The 15,746-nt window shown below is 74.3% G+C and carries 16 protein-coding genes; 13 read left to right on the forward strand and 3 right to left on the reverse strand.

Annotated elements, in window-relative coordinates; all coding sequences use genetic code 11:
* Positions 1-4: 4 nt before the first annotated feature.
* Positions 5-1,252, reverse strand: a complete 1,248-nt coding sequence (locus F8274_RS13090; RefSeq protein ID WP_151462572.1) for a cytochrome P450 — start codon at positions 1,250-1,252, stop codon at positions 5-7.
* A 256-nt stretch (positions 1,253-1,508) separates the two neighbouring features.
* Between F8274_RS13090 and F8274_RS13095 the strand changes: the two genes are divergently transcribed.
* A complete protein-coding gene (locus F8274_RS13095) occupies positions 1,509-1,898 on the forward strand; it encodes a hypothetical protein (RefSeq protein WP_151462573.1) in 390 nt (129 codons plus the stop codon).
* 10 nt (positions 1,899-1,908) lie between these two features.
* Here the strand turns inward: F8274_RS13095 and F8274_RS13100 are convergent, their stop codons facing one another.
* Positions 1,909-2,127: a DUF397 domain-containing protein gene (locus tag F8274_RS13100; RefSeq protein ID WP_151462574.1), complete on the reverse strand. Its 219-nt coding sequence runs from the start codon at positions 2,125-2,127 to the stop codon at positions 1,909-1,911.
* Positions 2,128-2,193: 66 nt separating this feature from the next.
* Between F8274_RS13100 and pepN the strand changes: the two genes are divergently transcribed.
* The 6 genes from pepN (at position 2,194) to F8274_RS13130 (ending at position 8,344) form a co-directional block, all read left to right on the forward strand.
* Complete coding sequence (gene pepN / locus F8274_RS13105) at positions 2,194-4,710, forward strand: aminopeptidase N (RefSeq protein WP_151462575.1); 2,517 nt, start codon at positions 2,194-2,196, stop codon at positions 4,708-4,710.
* 104 nt (positions 4,711-4,814) lie between these two features.
* Positions 4,815-5,411 (forward strand): nicotinate-nucleotide adenylyltransferase, encoded by a 597-nt coding sequence (gene nadD, locus F8274_RS13110; protein WP_151462576.1) that lies wholly within the window; start codon positions 4,815-4,817, stop codon positions 5,409-5,411.
* Between the two features lie 110 nt (positions 5,412-5,521).
* Entirely contained in the window at positions 5,522-5,926 is a 405-nt protein-coding gene (gene rsfS, locus F8274_RS13115) for a ribosome silencing factor (protein WP_151462577.1), read from the forward strand.
* On the forward strand, positions 5,923-6,552 hold the full coding sequence (locus F8274_RS13120; protein WP_151462578.1) for a histidine phosphatase family protein: 630 nt from the start codon (positions 5,923-5,925) through the stop codon (positions 6,550-6,552). Before rsfS ends, F8274_RS13120 begins: the two co-directional genes overlap by 4 nt.
* A 48-nt stretch (positions 6,553-6,600) precedes the next feature.
* Positions 6,601-7,452: a DegV family protein gene (locus F8274_RS13125; protein WP_151462579.1), complete on the forward strand. Its 852-nt coding sequence runs from the start codon at positions 6,601-6,603 to the stop codon at positions 7,450-7,452.
* A 115-nt stretch (positions 7,453-7,567) separates the two neighbouring features.
* Positions 7,568-8,344, forward strand: a complete 777-nt coding sequence (locus tag F8274_RS13130) for an SDR family NAD(P)-dependent oxidoreductase (protein ID WP_151462580.1) — start codon at positions 7,568-7,570, stop codon at positions 8,342-8,344.
* 257 nt (positions 8,345-8,601) lie between these two features.
* Here F8274_RS13130 and F8274_RS13135 read toward each other — a convergent pair whose 3' ends face one another.
* Positions 8,602-8,928 (reverse strand): hypothetical protein, encoded by a 327-nt coding sequence (locus F8274_RS13135; protein ID WP_151462581.1) that lies wholly within the window; start codon positions 8,926-8,928, stop codon positions 8,602-8,604.
* Positions 8,929-9,099: 171 nt separating this feature from the next.
* Here F8274_RS13135 and F8274_RS13140 point away from each other — a divergent pair, with 171 nt between their 5' ends.
* The 6 genes from F8274_RS13140 to F8274_RS13165 all read left to right on the forward strand — a co-directional run.
* Positions 9,100-9,612: a hypothetical protein gene (locus tag F8274_RS13140; protein WP_151462582.1), complete on the forward strand. Its 513-nt coding sequence runs from the start codon at positions 9,100-9,102 to the stop codon at positions 9,610-9,612.
* Between the two features lie 599 nt (positions 9,613-10,211).
* On the forward strand, positions 10,212-10,481 hold the full coding sequence (locus F8274_RS13145) for a hypothetical protein (RefSeq protein ID WP_151462583.1): 270 nt from the start codon (positions 10,212-10,214) through the stop codon (positions 10,479-10,481).
* 169 nt (positions 10,482-10,650) lie between these two features.
* Entirely contained in the window at positions 10,651-11,655 is a 1,005-nt protein-coding gene (locus F8274_RS13150; protein WP_370518227.1) for a helix-hairpin-helix domain-containing protein, read from the forward strand.
* 41 nt (positions 11,656-11,696) lie between these two features.
* On the forward strand, positions 11,697-14,195 hold the full coding sequence (locus F8274_RS13155; protein WP_151462588.1) for a ComEC/Rec2 family competence protein: 2,499 nt from the start codon (positions 11,697-11,699) through the stop codon (positions 14,193-14,195).
* A 147-nt stretch (positions 14,196-14,342) separates the two neighbouring features.
* Positions 14,343-15,323: a DNA polymerase III subunit delta gene (holA, locus tag F8274_RS13160; RefSeq protein WP_151462584.1), complete on the forward strand. Its 981-nt coding sequence runs from the start codon at positions 14,343-14,345 to the stop codon at positions 15,321-15,323.
* A partial coding sequence (locus tag F8274_RS13165; protein WP_225853764.1) for a hypothetical protein occupies positions 15,320-15,746 on the forward strand: 427 nt, incomplete at its 3' end. The genes holA and F8274_RS13165, both read left to right, overlap by 4 nt.

A 15,746-nucleotide genomic window follows, 5' to 3' on the forward strand; every position in this document is an offset into this window, starting at 1 on the left:
CTGATCACGCGGTGCGGCGTACCCCGTCGAGGACGAGGCCGCTGGGCGGCAGGGCGGGCATCCGGCCCAGGTCGAGGGCCAGATCCTGCGGCGGCACCCGGTAGCTCATCGACCCGGTGAGGTTGCCGACCGCCCGCTTCATCAACTCGATCGTGATCCACTCGCCGGCGCAGCGGTGGCCGGTGTCGTGGTCGCCGCCGCCCTGCGGGACCAGCCGGAACGGGTCACCTCGCCAGCCGTCGAACCGCTCCGGCCGGAACCGCTCCGGCTCCGGCCACAGCTCCGGGTGGTGGTTCGTGCCGTAGAGGTCGAGCAGCACCCGCCGGCCCTGCGGGAAGTCGTACCCCTGCCACTCGAACGAGCGCCGGACCCGGGCCGCGGCCAGCGGGAAGAACGGGTAGTAGCGCCGTACCTCCTGCACGAAGCGCTCGGCCGCCGCGTCGTCGCCGCGGACCCGGTCGCACCAGTGCGGGTGGTCGTGCAGCGCCAGCGCACAGAAGACCACGAAGCGGTCCACGGCGACCGTCGGGCGGAGCACGTTGAGCAGCTCCACCGCCGCGATCCGGCGGGGCAGCAGGGTTCCCCGCTCGTCCCGGTACTCGGCGACGACCCGCAGCGCGCTGCCCTCCGGCGCGGGCAGCGCGCCGGCGCGTACCCGCTCGATCACCTCGCCGGCCCACCGTTCGGCGCGGCGGCGGCCGAGCCGGCCCCGCCAGTGCCCCGGACCGACCACGGCCGGCCCCTCGATCATCGCGTGCATCTCGGCGGTGCGGCGGGGCACGTCGGCGTCGGCCAGCGGCACCCCGGCCCACGCCCAGACTGCCCGGGTGAGCATCCGGCCCACCTCGTCGTAGAGCACCACCGGCCCGGACTCCGCCCACGCCGGGATGCGGGCCCGCCACTCGTCGTCGAAGAGCTGCCCGAGGTGGCGGATCGCCGCCGGTGTCATGATCGACATGAACATGGCCTTGCGGCTCCGGTGCGCGGCGCCGTCGAGGCCCTGGACGCCGCCCACCCCGGTCAGCGTGCGCTGGGCGCGCATCGGCATGGCGCCGCGCCGGACGAAGCGCTCGTTGTCGTAGAACAGTTCCGCCGCCGGGCGGCCCCGCAGGCAGATCGTCGGTTCGAGCAGCAGCCGGGTCTGGACGATGTCGGTGCCGAGGCGGTCGCACCGCGCGCCGACGAACCGGTAGCCCTCGCGGAGGAACGCGAGCGTGCTCTCCGGGCTGCGGTCGCTGGGGATGGCGCTCATCGGCTGCTCCTGACGCGGCTCGGCGACCCTGCGCGGTCGCTGCGCTACCTACCCGTGCCGGGGCGGGCGAATCCTCGCCCGCAACCTCGTGACCTCGGGATCCGCGGCGCCCACGACCCGCGGTCGGCGGCGGCCGCGGAAGCTGGCCCCTCCCAGGACGCGGAAAAGCTGGTTGTCTTCGATGCGGGGCCGGCGGCGGCCGGCCCCGCACCCGCCGGCGGCCCGGCGGGGCGACCACCGGCGACGGGGAGGACGGATGCGGGACAACAGGGCGGCACACTGGCGGCAGCGGCGGGCGGTGACCGGGCTGCGGCGCGGCGACCGGGAGGAGCCGCTGGTCGGGCCACCCCGGCGTGCCGCGGCCCGGCCGCCCCGGCACTTCACGGTGCACCTCGGCTTCGAGGCGGCCGACCAGACCACCGCGCGGGAGCTGGCCGTCGCGTACGCCGAGGCGCTCGGCCTGCTCCGCCCCGAGCTGGCGCTCGGCGCGGCGGCGCTGTCCCCGGCCGACGCCTGGCACCGCGCGGAGCGGCTGTTCTGCGGTGCGGCCGGCCCCGACGGCGAGCGCTGCGCCGACGTGGCCGGCCACCCGGGTTTCCACCACGCGCCCGGCCCGGGCGGCCTCGGCTGGGGTGACGGTGACTGAGCGCGGCGGCTCAGTCCAGGTCGAACTCGCCGTCCTGGGCGCCCGCCACGAACGCGTCCCACTCGTCCTGCGTGAAAACCAGCACCGGCCCGTCCGGCTCGGCCGAGTTCCGCATCCCGATCAGGTCGCCGACGAAGGCCACCTCGACCGCACTCTCGGACGAGTCGCCCTCGGCCCGCTGCCAGACCGCCCGAGACAGGTCGAAATCGCCCTTGGGGTGCTGACCCATCGTTGTTCCTCCATCGCCACGCGTATCGGGGGAACCCGCTCGGGCCCCATCGGGCAGGATAAGCGGATGCCGAGCCTGACCCGTGTAGAGGCGACCGCGCGTGGCGCGTTGATTACCGTCGAGTCCTACCAGGTGGACCTCGACCTGACCGGCGACGCCGAGCGGTTCCGCTCCACCGTCACCATCCGGTTCCGGGCGACCCCCGGCACCGGGACCTTCGCCGAGGTGAAACCCCTGCGGCTGCTGGGGGCACGCCTCAACGACCGGGACCTCGACCCGGCCCTGCTCGACGACAACCGCCTGCCGCTGACCGGGCTGGCCGCGACCAACACGCTGACGGTCAGCGCCGAGATGGCCTACTCGAACACCGGCGAGGGGATGCACCGCTTCGTCGACCCGGCCGACGGCGAGACCTACCTCTACGCCATGTCCTTCCTGGACGACGTGCAGCGCATCTTCGCCGCGTTCGACCAGCCCGACCTCAAGGCCCCGGTGACGCTCGCGGTGACCGCCCCGCCGGAGTGGACGGTGGCCGCCAACGGCCAGGTCGCCGACCGGCCGGCGCCGGGGCGCTGGGAGTTCGCGCCCACCGCGCCGCTGGCGACGTACTTCGTCTCGCTGATCGCCGGCCCCTGGCACGTCCGGCAGGACGAGCACGACGGCATCCCGCTCGCCGTCTACTGCCGCAGGTCCCTCGGCGCGCACCTGGACGCCGACGCCGACGAGATCTTCACCGTCACGAAGCAGTGCCTCGACCGGTTCCACCAGCTCTTCGCCGAGCGCTACCCGTTCGGCAAGTACGACCAGGCGTTCGTCCCCGAGTTCAACGCCGGCGCCATGGAGAACCCGGGCCTGGTGACCCTGCGCGACGACTACATCTTCCGCTCGGCGGTGACCGACAGCCAGCGGGAGCTGCGGGCCACCACCATCGCGCACGAGATGGCGCACATGTGGTTCGGCGACCTGGTCACCATGCGCTGGTGGGACGACCTCTGGCTCAACGAGTCCTTCGCGGAATACCTGGGCACCCGGGTCACCGCCGAGGCCACCCGCTTCACCGGGGCGTGGACCACGTTCGCCATGCGCCGCAAGGCGTGGGGCTACGCGGCCGACCAGCGCCCCTCCACCCACCCGGTGGCCCCCGAGGAGGTGGCCGACTCCGACCAGGCGCTGCTCAACTTCGACGGCATCTCCTACGCCAAGGGCGCCAGCGTGCTGCGCCAGCTGGTGGCCTGGGTCGGCGACGAGCCCTTCCTGGCCGGCCTGAACGCGCACTTCGCCAAGCACCGGTTCGGCAACGCCACGCTCGCCGACCTGCTGGAAAGCCTCAGCGCCGCCAGCGGTCGCGACCTGGGCGACTGGGCCGAGCGCTGGCTGCGCCGGCCGCAGGTCAACACGCTGCGGATGGAGACCGCGGTCGACGCCGACGGCCGGTGGAGTGAGGCGGCGGTGGTGCAGACCGCGCCGGAGACCCATCCGGTGCTGCGCCCGCACCGCATCGGCGTGGCCCGCCACGCCCCGGACGCCCCGGTGCACGGCTTCGAGGTCGACCTCGACCCGGCTGCCGGCGGGGGCCGCACCGTGCTGGCCGAGCTGGTCGGGCAGCCGGCCACCGGCCTGCTGCTGCCCAACGCCGGCGACCTCACGTTCGCCAAGATCCGGCTCGACCCCGCCTCGGCGGACGCGGTGCCCATGGTGCTCCCGGGGCTGGCCGACCCGCTGGCCCGGGCGCTGCTCTGGGGCGAGGCGCTGGACGCGGCCACCGACGGGGAACGGCCGGTGACCTCGGTCGTCGCGCTCATCGAGGCGGCGCTGCCGACCGAGACCGAGGTGATCATCGCGGAGGACGTGCTGAGCCTCAGCCGCAACCTGGTCGACCGCTACCTGGATCCGCTGGCCCGTGACGCGGCCCTGCTCCGCGTCGCCGGGGCCTGCGCCACCCTGCTGGCCGGCGCCCCGGCCGGCGGCTCGCTGCAACTCGCCGCGGCCCGGGGCCTGATCGGCGCCACCACCGACACCGGGCTGGTCGCCGCCTGGCTGGCCGGCGAGGGTGCGCCGGAGGGGCTGGCGGTCGACGCCGACCTGCGGTGGGCGCTGCTGCACCGGCTCGTGGTGCTCGGCGCGGCCGGCGAGCCCGAGATCGCCGCCGAGGCGGCCGCCGACCGCAGCGCCACCGGGGCCGAGCGGGCCGCGAGCTGCCGGGCCGCGCTGCCCCACGCCGACGCCAAGCGGGCCGCCTGGGAGATCGTCACCCGCAACACCGACCTGTCCAACCGCCTCGTGGAGGCGACCGCGGAGGGCTTCTGGCAGCCCGAGCAGGCAGAGCTGACCGCCGGCTACGTCGAGCGGTACTTCGCCGACATGCCGGCGGCCGCGCGGCTGCGTACCCCCTGGACGGCCGACCGGGTCGCCGCCCTGGCCTTCCCCCGTTACGCCGTCGCCCAGACCACCCGGGAAATGGCCGCGGCGCTGCTGGCCCGCGACGACCTCACGCCGGGGCTGCGCCGGCGGGTCGTCGACCTCGACGACGACCTGCGCCGCGCCCTGGTCGCCAGGACCGCGGTGGCCGCCGCGGGAGCCTGACCCGGTGACCGCGCCGGGCGGGGTGTCACACCCGCCCGGCGCGGTCCGTGGGACGCCGGGCGGGCCCGCCGGACCGCCGGTGCGGCCCGGCCTACGATCGCGGGGTGGAGGAAGACATCCGGCGAATCGGGATCATGGGCGGCACCTTCGACCCCATCCACCACGGGCACCTGGTGGCCGCCAGCGAGGTCGCGGACCGGTTCGGCCTGGACGAGGTGGTCTTCGTCCCCACCGGGCAGCCCTGGCAGAAGGCGGACGAACCGGTCAGCTCGCCCGAGGACCGCTACCTCATGACCGTGATCGCCACGGCGTCGAACCCCCGCTTCCAGGTGAGCCGCGTCGACATCGACCGGGGTGGCCCCACCTACACGGTCGACACCCTCCAGGACCTGCACGACGAGTACGGCCCGAAGGTGCAGCTCTTCTTCATCACCGGCGCGGACGCCCTGGAACGCATCCTGTCCTGGAAGGAAGTGGACCGGATGTTCGAGCTGGCCCACTTCATCGGGGTGACCCGGCCGGGCTTCGAACTGACCGACAAGCACCTGCCTGCCGACACGGTGAGCCTGGTGCAGGTCCCCGCCATGGCCATCTCCTCGACCGACTGCCGGGCGCGGGTGGCCCGGGGTGAGCCGGTCTGGTATCTGGTGCCCGACGGTGTGGTGCAGTACATCGCCAAACGGCGGCTCTACCAGCGCTGAATCCGCCCGGAATGTTCGCCTTTGTCCGCGTAATCGACCAGAACTCACAACTCGTCTCCCGCCCGGGTGTGAGAGGCTTGGAGGGTCGCACGGTTGATCGAAGGAGAACGGTGACAGTTTCGGAACGCGCTCACGAGCTGGCGATGGCCGCCGCCCAGGCCGCGGCCGACAAGAAGGCGCAGGACATCGTCATCATCGACGTGGGCGACCAACTCGCGATCACCGACGCGTTCCTGCTGGCCGCCGCTCCCAACGAGCGTCAGGTGCTCGCCATCGTCGACGCCATCGAGGAGCGCCTGCTGGAGCTGCCGGAGAAGGCCAAGCCGGTTCGCCGCGAGGGCGAGCGGGGTGGCCGCTGGGTGCTGCTCGACTACGTCGACATCGTGGTCCACGTGCAGCACACCGAGGAGCGCGAGTTCTACGCCCTCGACCGACTCTGGAAGGACTGCCCGCAGATCCCGTTCGTGGACCGGGACCTCGCCGACTCGGCCGCCCGCAGCGCCGCCGCGGAATGACCCGTCTGATCATCTGGCGGCACGGCAACACCGACTGGAACGCCGCTGGCCGGGTCCAGGGGCAGACCGACGTGCCGCTCAACGACCTCGGCCGGGAGCAGGCCCGGGTCGCCGCGCCCGTGCTGGCCGCGCTGCGCCCCGACGCCGTCGTCGCCAGTGACCTGCGCCGGGCCGCCGACACCGCCGCCGCGCTCGCCGCGCTGACCGGCCTGCCGGTCCGCTCCGACGCCCGGCTGCGCGAGCGGCACTTCGGCCAGTGGCAGGGCCTCGCCCTCACCGAGGTCGCCGAGCGCTTCCCCGACGAGTACGCCCGCTGGCGGGCCGGCGACCCCGACCCCGGCGCCGGCATCGAAAGCCTCGACGACCTGGGCCGGCGGCTCGGCGCCGCGTTCCAGGACGCGGCCGACCTGGCCACCGGCGGCACCGTGGTGGTCACCACCCACGGCGGCGGCGCCCGGCAGGGCGTCGGCCACCTGCTCGGCTGGGACCACACGGTGCTGCGCAGCCTCGGGTCGCTGGCCAACTGCCACTGGACCGAGCTGCGTCACGACGACGTCCGCGGCTGGCACCTGCGGGCACACAACGTCGGGCTGATCACCCAGCCCGCCCTCACCGACGCGGTCTGAGCCGTTCGGCCCCGGCGCGCCGCCGTGACATCGGCTAGCGTGCCGGGCATGCCCGTCGCGGTCGTCACCGACTCCACCGCCTACCTGCCGCCCGAGCTGGTCCGCGCGCACCGGCTCACCGTCGTCCCGCTGACCGTCGTGCTCAACGGCGCCGAAGGGCTCGAAGGCATCGAGACGTTCCCCGAGGACGCCACCCGCGCGCTCAGCGGCCGGCGGGTCACGGTCAGCACCTCGCGGCCCGCCCCGGAACAGTTCGCGCAGGTCTACCGGGAGCAGCTCGCCGCCGGCGCCGACGGGGTCGTCTCCGTGCACCTCTCCGCCGAACTCTCCGGCACCGTGGAGGCGGCCCGGCTGGCCGCCGCCGAGGTCGGCGACGACCGGGTCACCGTGGTCGACAGCCGCTCCACCGGCATGGGCCTCGGCTTCCCGGTGCTCGCCGCCGCCGCGGCCGCCGCCGGAGGCGCGGACCTCACCGGGGTACGCCAGGCAGCGCTCGACGCCGTCGACCGCACCACCATCTTCTTCTACGTCGACACGCTGGAATTCCTCCGCCGGGGCGGCCGGATCAACGCGGCCGAGGCCCTGCTCGGCACCGCCCTCTCGGTCAAGCCGATCATGCACATGCCGGACGGGGCGATCGTGGTGCGGGACAAGGTCCGCACCGCCAGCCGGGGCGTGGCCCGCCTGGTCGACCTGGCCGTCGAGGCGGCCGGTGACGCCGAGGTCGACCTCGCCGTGCACCATCTGGCCGCGCCGGAGCGCGCCGAACAGTTGCTGGTGGCGCTGACCGAGCGGCTGGGGGACCGGCTGCACCACACGTACGTCTCGGAGGCGGGCGCGGTGATCGCGGCGCACGCCGGACCCGGCCTGGCCTGCGTCGTCCTCCACCGGCGCCCGTGACCGTGTCCGCCGCCGTGGCTCGGCCGGTCGCCGGGTGGCGGTTTTTCCGATCTTGGAAAGTTTCCGTTCCTGTCGAACGTCAACCCGCCAAGATCGCCGCGCGTTGGAGGGACGGATGAGCTTACGGTCCTTTGTGGTCACCGGGGGCGGGCGGGGCGTCGGGCGGGCGATCGTCGAGCGGCTGGCGGCCGACGGCGGCACGGTGGTCGTCGTCGAGCGGGACGAGGCCGCGCTGGACTGGGTGGTTGGGCACCCGGCCGCCGACCGGCTGCGGGCCGTGGCCGGCGACGCCGCCGACGAGGACGTCACCGCGCGGGCCGCCGACCTCGCCGAGGCGGCCGCCCCGCTCGCCGGCTGGGTCAACAACGCCGCCGTGTTCCGGGACGCCGCCCTGCACCGCGCGCCGGCGGGGGAGGTGTTCGACCTGATCGTCGCCAACCTGCGCCCCGCCGTGGTCGGCGCCGGCACCGCCGTACGCCGGTTCCTCGCCGCCGGAACCGGTGGGGCGATCGTCAACGTCTCGTCCCACCAGGCCCGCCGGGCGGTGCCGGGCGCCCTGCCGTACGCCAGCGCCAAGGCCGCCGTCGAGGGGCTGACCCGGGCCCTCGCCGTGGACTACGGCGGCCGGGGGATCCGCACCAACGCGGTCGCGCTCGGCTCGATCCACACCGAGCGGCACGCCGCGTTCCTGACCGGCCTGGACTCGGATGAGGCGGAGAAGGTCGAGGCGGAACTGGCCCGACTGCACCCGGTGGGCCGGATCGGGCGTACCGGGGAGGTCGCCGACGTGGTCGCCTTCCTGCTGTCGGCAGGGGCGTCCTTCGTCAACGGCGTGACCCTGCCGGTCGACGGCGGCCGGGCGGCGCTCGGCCTGGACCCGGAGGCGCACTGAGCACTGTGGATGCCATGTCCTGGTGCGCGGTATCCGTTTCGTCCGCGGCCAGCGGCAGCCGCAACTGCCCGCCCTCGCCGCGGAGTCGCGGCGCGGCAAACCGCTCAGTACCGGTCGGGTCGTTGTCGGCCATGCGGCGTGCGTTGATCCGGTTCCGAGCCCACCTCAGCGCCCCGCACTCCAGCCTGATCCCGGCATCGCTCGCAGTGGCCCAGGATCCAATGCCACCGGATGATTCGCTTCGCCAGCTCAGGGATTCACTCGGACTGGTGCGCTTCCCGCTCGATCATGACCACCTCCAGCAAGCGCAGGTCCGGCCACCGACCCCTGATCAGGTAGCCGGACCGCTTATCAGAGAGCCGGCCCGGCTGCTGTCGGTGACGGCTCCGATAAGCACCGTGCCCGTCGACCGTCGTGCCGACGTGGACCAGGTCGCCGCCGTCATCCTCGCTCGGCCCCCGGCCTCGCCGGCCGAGATTCCCGATGGCGTAATCCCAGTCGGCAGCGTGCAGGCTGACCATGTCGGCCACGGGCTCGATGTCGTCGGCGACCCGGGGGAGCACCAACAGCCCCTCGCCGGTCATCGGGTCGAGGTGCGCGCTGTGGCATCCGAAGTCGATTTCTCCAATGGACGCTCCTCTATTCTGTGTGCTGCAACTCGATGATCAAGCGGGTGTGTGACGGCAGACACGGCGTGGCGAAATGGCGACCAACGATGTCGGCTCGTGCGACCCTTGCAGGTCGGGAGGGACGGAATGAGTCGGCGCAACAAGAAGCGCAGTATCGAGCCAGAGGTGCAGGCAGCCCTCATCAATGGCCAAGCGATCCTCGCGAGCGCGGAGATCCAGGCGAAGGGTTCCCGCAGTAACGCTCTCATCTCGATGGTCGGTGCTGTGGTGGCCGCCCTCGTGGCTGGGGTCTGCGGGGTGACGAACACTGTAGTCACCGCATTGCCGGACGTGCTCACTCGACCCGGACCGGCGACGGCGACTGCGGGACCGGCGACCGCGACTGCGGGACCGAGGCCCATTCGCGTGCCGGACGCGTCGGACACCACACGGGCCGTCTGGCAGGAACAGCGGTTGGCCAAGATCGAGGAGTACGCCGGAAAGGTGCTCTCGGAGGACTGCCTCAGCTACTCGGACGAGGACCAGCGGCGTCACTGCTGGGACGAGAGGCTGCAGGCTCTTGGCATGGTCAGGAACGCTCGGGCCGCTCTGCTCGACGTTCGCGGCCCGCTCGGGGTTGGCGTGGTCACGATCTCCTGACGCACCGACCCACCCTGAACGGGATGATGACGGCGCTCGTCGATCAGCCGTTGGCCCGTTCCGCCTCCCGCCCACCGGGCAAGCTCAGCTCTCGCGTACAGGTCTGCTGCCGCATCTTGCCCCTCGGAAGTGGGCACCTCATCCGTCTGCCCGCGGCCAGCGGCAGCCGCAGCTGCCCGCCCTCGCCGCCGAGTTCCCGATCGCGGCCGTCGACCTGCCTGGTCGCGGCCGCCCGCTCGGAGAAGCCGGACGTCGCCCGGGCACGCCCAGCGCCCGGATCGTGCTGATCCGGGCGTCGGACACCTATCCAGCTTCGACGCCCCAGCCGCGGTCACCGACGGGCTTCGGTGGCGGCGGTCCGGCCTCGGCCCGTACGCGGCTTCGCCAGGGAGCTGTCCCGCCATCCCCCGCTGACCTCTCCCGATCCTGCTTGTCGGGTTGTTTCTCACCCCTGGCGACGGAACTTGTCGGACCTTCCGATGAAGCGTGCGTACCTCTTGTCGATCAAGGGCGGCTCTCCGTGCCTCGGTCCCTGGCCGAACGACTTGAAAGTCGTTGCGTCGTGGAAAGTTGTATTGCGTACTGACAGCATGATCGACATGACGATCAACGACCCTCAGCACCAGCCGTACCCACCGCAGCAGGCCCCCCAGGGTTACCCGCAGCAGGCCCCGCACGGTTACCCGCAGCAGGTCCCCCAGGGCTACCCGCAGCAGACGCCTCCGCAGGAGTGGAAGGTGGTCAAGACTGGCGGCACCCGGCACGGGATGCATGCGCTGATCTCGCTGTTCACCTGCGGCCTCTGGCTGCCGGTGTGGTTCTGCGCCTGGCTGTTCACCAAGAAGCACAAGGTCGCCGTGCCGCGCTGATGTCGTGTGGCCCCTGCCTGGGTGAGGAGGATCGGGCAGGGGCCAAGGGGGCCGGCCCACTAGCACGGTCCGGGCAAGGTCAGGGGCCTGTCCACAGTCTGCTCTTCTGTCCACAGCCGAGGGTCGCGGTGCGGCCCGGGTTCGGTGCTCCGCCCTAGCGTCCTGAGTCGTGCCAGAGGACGAGGAGACAACAGTACGGCGGCGCCTCTTCCGGCTGTTCGAACCGGTCAGCCGCTCCGCTGCCGCAAGCGGCGCCACGCGGCGCTCCGGGGTCATGCCTTCAAATCCCGACCTGCGGGAGCCGGACGCCATGTCGCCGTCCGGACTCCGAGCAGCGTTCGAGCAGCCGGTGCCATCGCCTCTCAGCCCGCAGTCGTTCGGTCCGGCTTCGGCCCCAAAGCGTGCGGCGGGTCGGACGCCCGACCCGGACCCGGTGGGCATGGACACCGTGGGCCTGGACCCCGCGGGTCTGGACGCGGGAGCCGGCGAGACGTGGCCGTCGTCGAACCTGGCCGAGGCGGGCGATGGCCGGCAGCGCTCGCTGGCGTCCCGGCTGCCCGGTCCGGGTGCCTTCGACCCCGGCCGGCGCGGTGTGCGCGCCCTCGCCGTGGTGGCCGCCGTGGTGGTCCTGGTAGCGGGAGTCTGGGCCTGGCGCTCCCGGCCGCACGCCGAGCCGGTCCGCCCGGTAGCGGCGGTCAGCGCACCGGAGACCTCCGCGCCCGCGCCCACCGGCTCCACCGGTCAGGTGGTGATCGCGCTGGCCGGCAAGGTCCGCCGGCCCGGCCTCGTCCGCCTTCCGGCGGGCGCACGCGTGGCCGACGCAATCGAGGCGGCCGGCGGCGCGCTGCCCGGCGTGGACGTCGCCCTGCTCAATCCGGCCCGCAAGGTCACCGACGGCGAGCTGATCCTGGTCGGCGTCACGGCCCCGCCCGGCCAGGCCGCCCCGCCCGGGACGGCGGCCGGGGGCACGGCGCCGGGAGGTGGTCCCGTCAACCTGAACACCGCCACCCTGGCCCAGCTCGACGCGCTGCCCGGCGTGGGTCCGGTGCTCGCCCAGCGGATCCTCGACCACCGCGACCAGCACGGCGGGTTCCGGTCGGTCTCCGACCTGCGCCAGGTCGACGGCATCGGCGACGCCCGGTACGAACAGCTCAAGGACCTGGTGACGGTGTGAACACCATCGAGCCGCCCCGCCACGTCGCCGGCCCGCCCGGCATGGCAGCCGGACGCGTGCGGCGCGACAACCGGGCGGCGGACAGCCAGGCGGCGGCCGTCCTCGCCGGAGGAGAGCATCCGGCCGCCGTTGCTGGTCCGGCTGGCCAGGCAGGATCGCCGGTCGACGGGGGTGTGGTGACGGAAAGCGGCCCCGACCTGCGGCTGGCCGGGCTGGCCGTGGCCGCCTGGCTCGCCGCCCTTGCCGGCCTGCATTCCACCGCGAGGGCGAGCGCCTGGCTGGCCGCCGTTGCCGCCGCCCTGGCGCTCCTCACCGGCGCCCACCTGTGCGGCCTGATCGGTCGCCCGACGGCCCCGGTCCGCCGCTACGGCTGGATCGCGGTAGCCGTGCTGCTCGGAGTGGTCTGCGGTGCCACGGCCACCGCCGCACGACTCGCGGTCCGCGACGCCGACCCCGTGCGGGCCCTCGTGAGCGACCGGCCTCTGGTGACCGCCGAGCTGGTGGTCCGGGACGACCCGCGCCCCATCCGGGGAGCCGCCGGCCGTCCGGCCACCCTGCTGGTCCGCGTCGACCTGACCCGCCTCACCGACCCGGCCGGCCGCCAGGTCACCGGCACGGTGCGCGGCCTCGTGCTGGCCAGCGACCCGGCCTGGCGCACGCTGCTGCCCGGGCAGCGGGCGACCGCCCGGGGTCGGTTGTCGGCCCCGCGCGGCGGGGACCTGACGGCGGCGGTGCTGTCGGCCACCGGACCACCGAGCCGGCACGGCGCGGCACCGTGGGCGCAGCGGGCGGCGGGCGCGCTCCGCGCGGGGCTGCAGCGGGCCTGTGCGCCGCTTCCCGACGCGCCGGGCGGGCTGCTGCCCGGCCTCGTGGTGGGGGACACCAGCCGACTGCCGCCGGAGGTGGAGGAGGACTTCCGGGCCACCGGCATGACCCATCTCAACGCGGTGTCGGGGTCCAACGTGGCCATCGTCGTCGGGGCGGTGCTGCTGCTCGCCCGCTGGGCCCGGGCCGGTCCGCGGACGGCCGCCGCGCTGTGCGTACTCGCCCTGGTCGGGTTCGTGATTCTCGTCCGGCCCTCGCCGAGCGTGGTGCGTGCGGCCGCGATGGGGGCGATCGGGTTGGCCGCGCTCGCCACCGGGCGGTCCCGGGCCGCGCTGCCCGCCCTGGCCGCCGCGGTCACCGTGCTGGTGCTGGTCGACCCGGAGCTGGCCGGCGACCCCGGGTTCGCGCTCTCGGTCTGTGCCACCGGTGGACTGCTGCTGCTCGCCCCCGGCTGGCGGGACGCGCTGCGCCGGCGGGGCGTACCGCCCGGGGCGGCCGAGGCGCTGGCCGTGCCGGCGGCCGCACAGCTCGCCTGCGGTCCGGTGATCGCGGGGCTCTCCGGGACGGTGAGCCTGGTCGCCGTGCCGGCGAACCTGCTGGCCGTGCCGGTGGTCGCGCCCGCCACCGTGCTGGGCGTGACGGCCGCGGTCCTGTCACCGGTCTGGCCGGCCGGCGCCGAGTTCGCCGCCTGGTTGGCGAGCTGGCCGGCCCGCTGGCTGGTGACGGTGGCCGCGCAGGGAGCCCGGTTGCCGGCCGGGACGCTGCCGTGGCCGGGCGGGGTGACCGGTGCCCTGCTGCTGGCCGCCGTCAGCGTGGCGCTGCTGGTGGCGGTCCGGCGCCCGGTGCTCCGGCGGCTGGTCGCGGTCGTCGTGGTCGCGGTGGTGCTCGGCACCCTGCCCGTCCGGCTGCTCGCGGCCGGCTGGCCACCGCCGGGCTGGGTGATCGTGGCGTGCGCCGTGGGGCAGGGGGACGCCGTGGTGCTGCCGGTCGCCGCCGGCCGGGCGGTGGTCGTCGACGCGGGCCCGGAACCGTCCGGGGTGGACGGTTGCCTGCGCCGGCTCGGCGTACGCGAGGTGTCGCTGCTGGTGGTCAGCCACTTCCACGCCGACCACGTCGGCGGGATCGCCGGGGTGTTCCGGGGCCGGCGGGTGGCGGCGGTGGCGACCCCGCAGTGGTCCGAGCCGCCCTACGGGGTCGCCCAGGTACGCGACACGGCGCGCCGGGGCGGGAGCGTGCTGGCACCGGTGTCGGCGGGCTGGCGGTGGCGGGCCGGGGCGGTCGAGCTGGTCGCCGTCGGGCCGCCGTACCCCATGCGCGGTAGCCGGTCGGACCCGAACAACAACTCCCTGGTGCTGGCGGCCACGGTGCACGGGGTGCGGATCCTGCTGCCCGGCGACGCGGAGACCGAGGAGCAGCGGGCGCTGCTGGAGACGGTGCCGGCCGCGGCGATCCGGGCCGACGTGCTGAAGGTGGCCCACCACGGGTCGGCGTACCAGGATCCGGAGTTCCTCGCCGCGGTCCGCCCGGCGGTCGCCCTGGTCTGCGTGGGCACCGACAACGACTACGGGCACCCCAACCCGGGCCTGCTGGACCGGCTGACCCGGGCCGGAGCGCGGGTGCTGCGCACCGACACCGACGGCGACGTCGCGGCCGTCCACAGCGGCGCTGGACTGGCGGTGGTGGCCCGGGGGACCGGTCCCGGGCGGCGACCGTGAGAACGCTTCGGGATAAACCCCGACGATCGAGGGAGCTTGTTGGTATAGCTGGTAGATCGACTCGATTGTCGGGATTTGCGCTGACTGCGGGCTCTGCCGTCACAGTCCTCGATGACCAGGCACGATCCGGTCGGAGGCCGTGCGAATATGGGCGACGTGACCCCCGCCAGCCTGCCCCCTATTCTGCTCGTTCTCGGCGACGAGGAGCTGCTCGCCACGCGCGCCGTCTCCGAAGCCGTCGCCCGGGCCCGCAGCGTCGACCCGGATGTGGACGTCCGGGAATACCAGGCCGGCTCGCTGGCGGTGGGGGAGATCGCCGAGATGCTCAGCCCGTCGCTGTTCGGCGGGCATCGGGTGCTCGTGCTCCGCTCCGGGCAGGACGCCCGCAAGGACCTGGTCACCGCCCTGCTCAGCTATGCGAAGAACCCCGACCCGGAGGTGCAGCTCGTCGTGCTGCACCTGGGCGGGGCCAAGGGCAAGGCGTTCGCCGACGGGCTGCGATCCGCGGGCGCGACCGTGGTGCCGGCGGCGAAGCTCAAGGGCCACCGGGAGCGGGTCGCCTTCGTCCGGGACGAGATCCGCCGCCTCGGCGGGAAGTGCACCGAGGACGCGGCCGAGACGCTGATCGCGGCCGTCGGCACCGACCTGCGTGAGCTGGCCGCCGCCTGCTCCCAGCTCGTCGCCGACACCGACGGGCGGATCGGGGCGGACACGGTGTCCCGCTACTACCGAGGGCGGGTCGAGGTGACCGGCTTCACCGTGGCCGACGCCACGATGGTCGGCGACGTGCCCGGGGCCCTGGAGGCGCTGCGCTGGGCGCTGCACGTCGGTGTCGACCCGGTGCCGATCGCCGACGCGCTCGCCGACGGTGTGCGGACCGTGGCCCGGGTCGCCTCGGCCGGTCGGGGCAGCCCCTACCAGCTGGCCAGCAGCCTGGGCATGCCGGCGTGGAAGATCGAGCGGGCCCAGCGGCAGGGCCGGGGCTGGACGCCGGAGGGCCTCGTGGAGGCCATGCGGGCGGCCGCCGAGTGCAACGCCGCCGTGAAGGGCGGCGCCGACGACCGGGCGTACGCGCTGGAGCGGGCGGTGTTCTCCGTGGCCGCGGCGCGGCAGGGTGGCGGCCGGTGACCCGAACGTGGTCGACGGTCCCGGCGGACGAGGAGCGGTACCGGCCGCTCTACGCCCGGGTCCTCGGGCTGCGTTTCGTCAACCCCGGCGGGGTGCTCTGCTTCCTCTTCTTCGAGGGCGCCGTTGCGCTGGCCGTGCTGCTCGCCCTCGCCGAGCTGGTGACCTGGTGGGCGGTGCTGGTGCTGCCGGCGGCGGTGGCGGCCATGGTGAAACTCAACGACATGGTCGCCGAGATCGTGATCCGCAGCGCGGCCCAGGTGCCGGAGCAGGAGCGGGACCGCTTCCGCCGGCAGATGGAGCCGGTCATCGGCCGGGCGAGCGTGCCGTCCACGGCCCGCGCGCTGCCGGGCCGGGTGGCCCTGGCCGGCGACCCGACGTTACGGGCGGCCCGCCCGGCCGACTCACCCGCCGAGGCTGAGCGCT

Source organism: Micromonospora sp. AMSO31t (assembly GCF_008868175.1).
Lineage (GTDB): Bacteria > Actinomycetota > Actinomycetes > Mycobacteriales > Micromonosporaceae > Micromonospora.

Excerpts from the sequence above, each read along its gene's own strand:
- F8274_RS13090 (WP_151462572.1), bottom strand. The coding sequence starts at position 1,252 with ATGAGCGCCATCCCCAGCGACCGCAGCCCGGAGAGCACGCTCGCGTTC.
- F8274_RS13095 (WP_151462573.1), top strand. The coding sequence starts at position 1,509 with ATGCGGGACAACAGGGCGGCACACTGGCGGCAGCGGCGGGCGGTGACC.
- F8274_RS13100 (WP_151462574.1), bottom strand. The coding sequence starts at position 2,127 with ATGGGTCAGCACCCCAAGGGCGATTTCGACCTGTCTCGGGCGGTCTGG.
- pepN (WP_151462575.1), top strand. The coding sequence starts at position 2,194 with ATGCCGAGCCTGACCCGTGTAGAGGCGACCGCGCGTGGCGCGTTGATT.
- F8274_RS13120 (WP_151462578.1), top strand. The coding sequence starts at position 5,923 with ATGACCCGTCTGATCATCTGGCGGCACGGCAACACCGACTGGAACGCC.
- F8274_RS13125 (WP_151462579.1), top strand. The coding sequence starts at position 6,601 with ATGCCCGTCGCGGTCGTCACCGACTCCACCGCCTACCTGCCGCCCGAG.
- F8274_RS13130 (WP_151462580.1), top strand. The coding sequence starts at position 7,568 with ATGAGCTTACGGTCCTTTGTGGTCACCGGGGGCGGGCGGGGCGTCGGG.
- F8274_RS13135 (WP_151462581.1), bottom strand. The coding sequence starts at position 8,928 with ATGACCGGCGAGGGGCTGTTGGTGCTCCCCCGGGTCGCCGACGACATC.
- F8274_RS13140 (WP_151462582.1), top strand. The coding sequence starts at position 9,100 with ATGAGTCGGCGCAACAAGAAGCGCAGTATCGAGCCAGAGGTGCAGGCA.
- F8274_RS13145 (WP_151462583.1), top strand. The coding sequence starts at position 10,212 with ATGACGATCAACGACCCTCAGCACCAGCCGTACCCACCGCAGCAGGCC.
- F8274_RS13155 (WP_151462588.1), top strand. The coding sequence starts at position 11,697 with ATGGCAGCCGGACGCGTGCGGCGCGACAACCGGGCGGCGGACAGCCAG.
- holA (WP_151462584.1), top strand. The coding sequence starts at position 14,343 with ATGGGCGACGTGACCCCCGCCAGCCTGCCCCCTATTCTGCTCGTTCTC.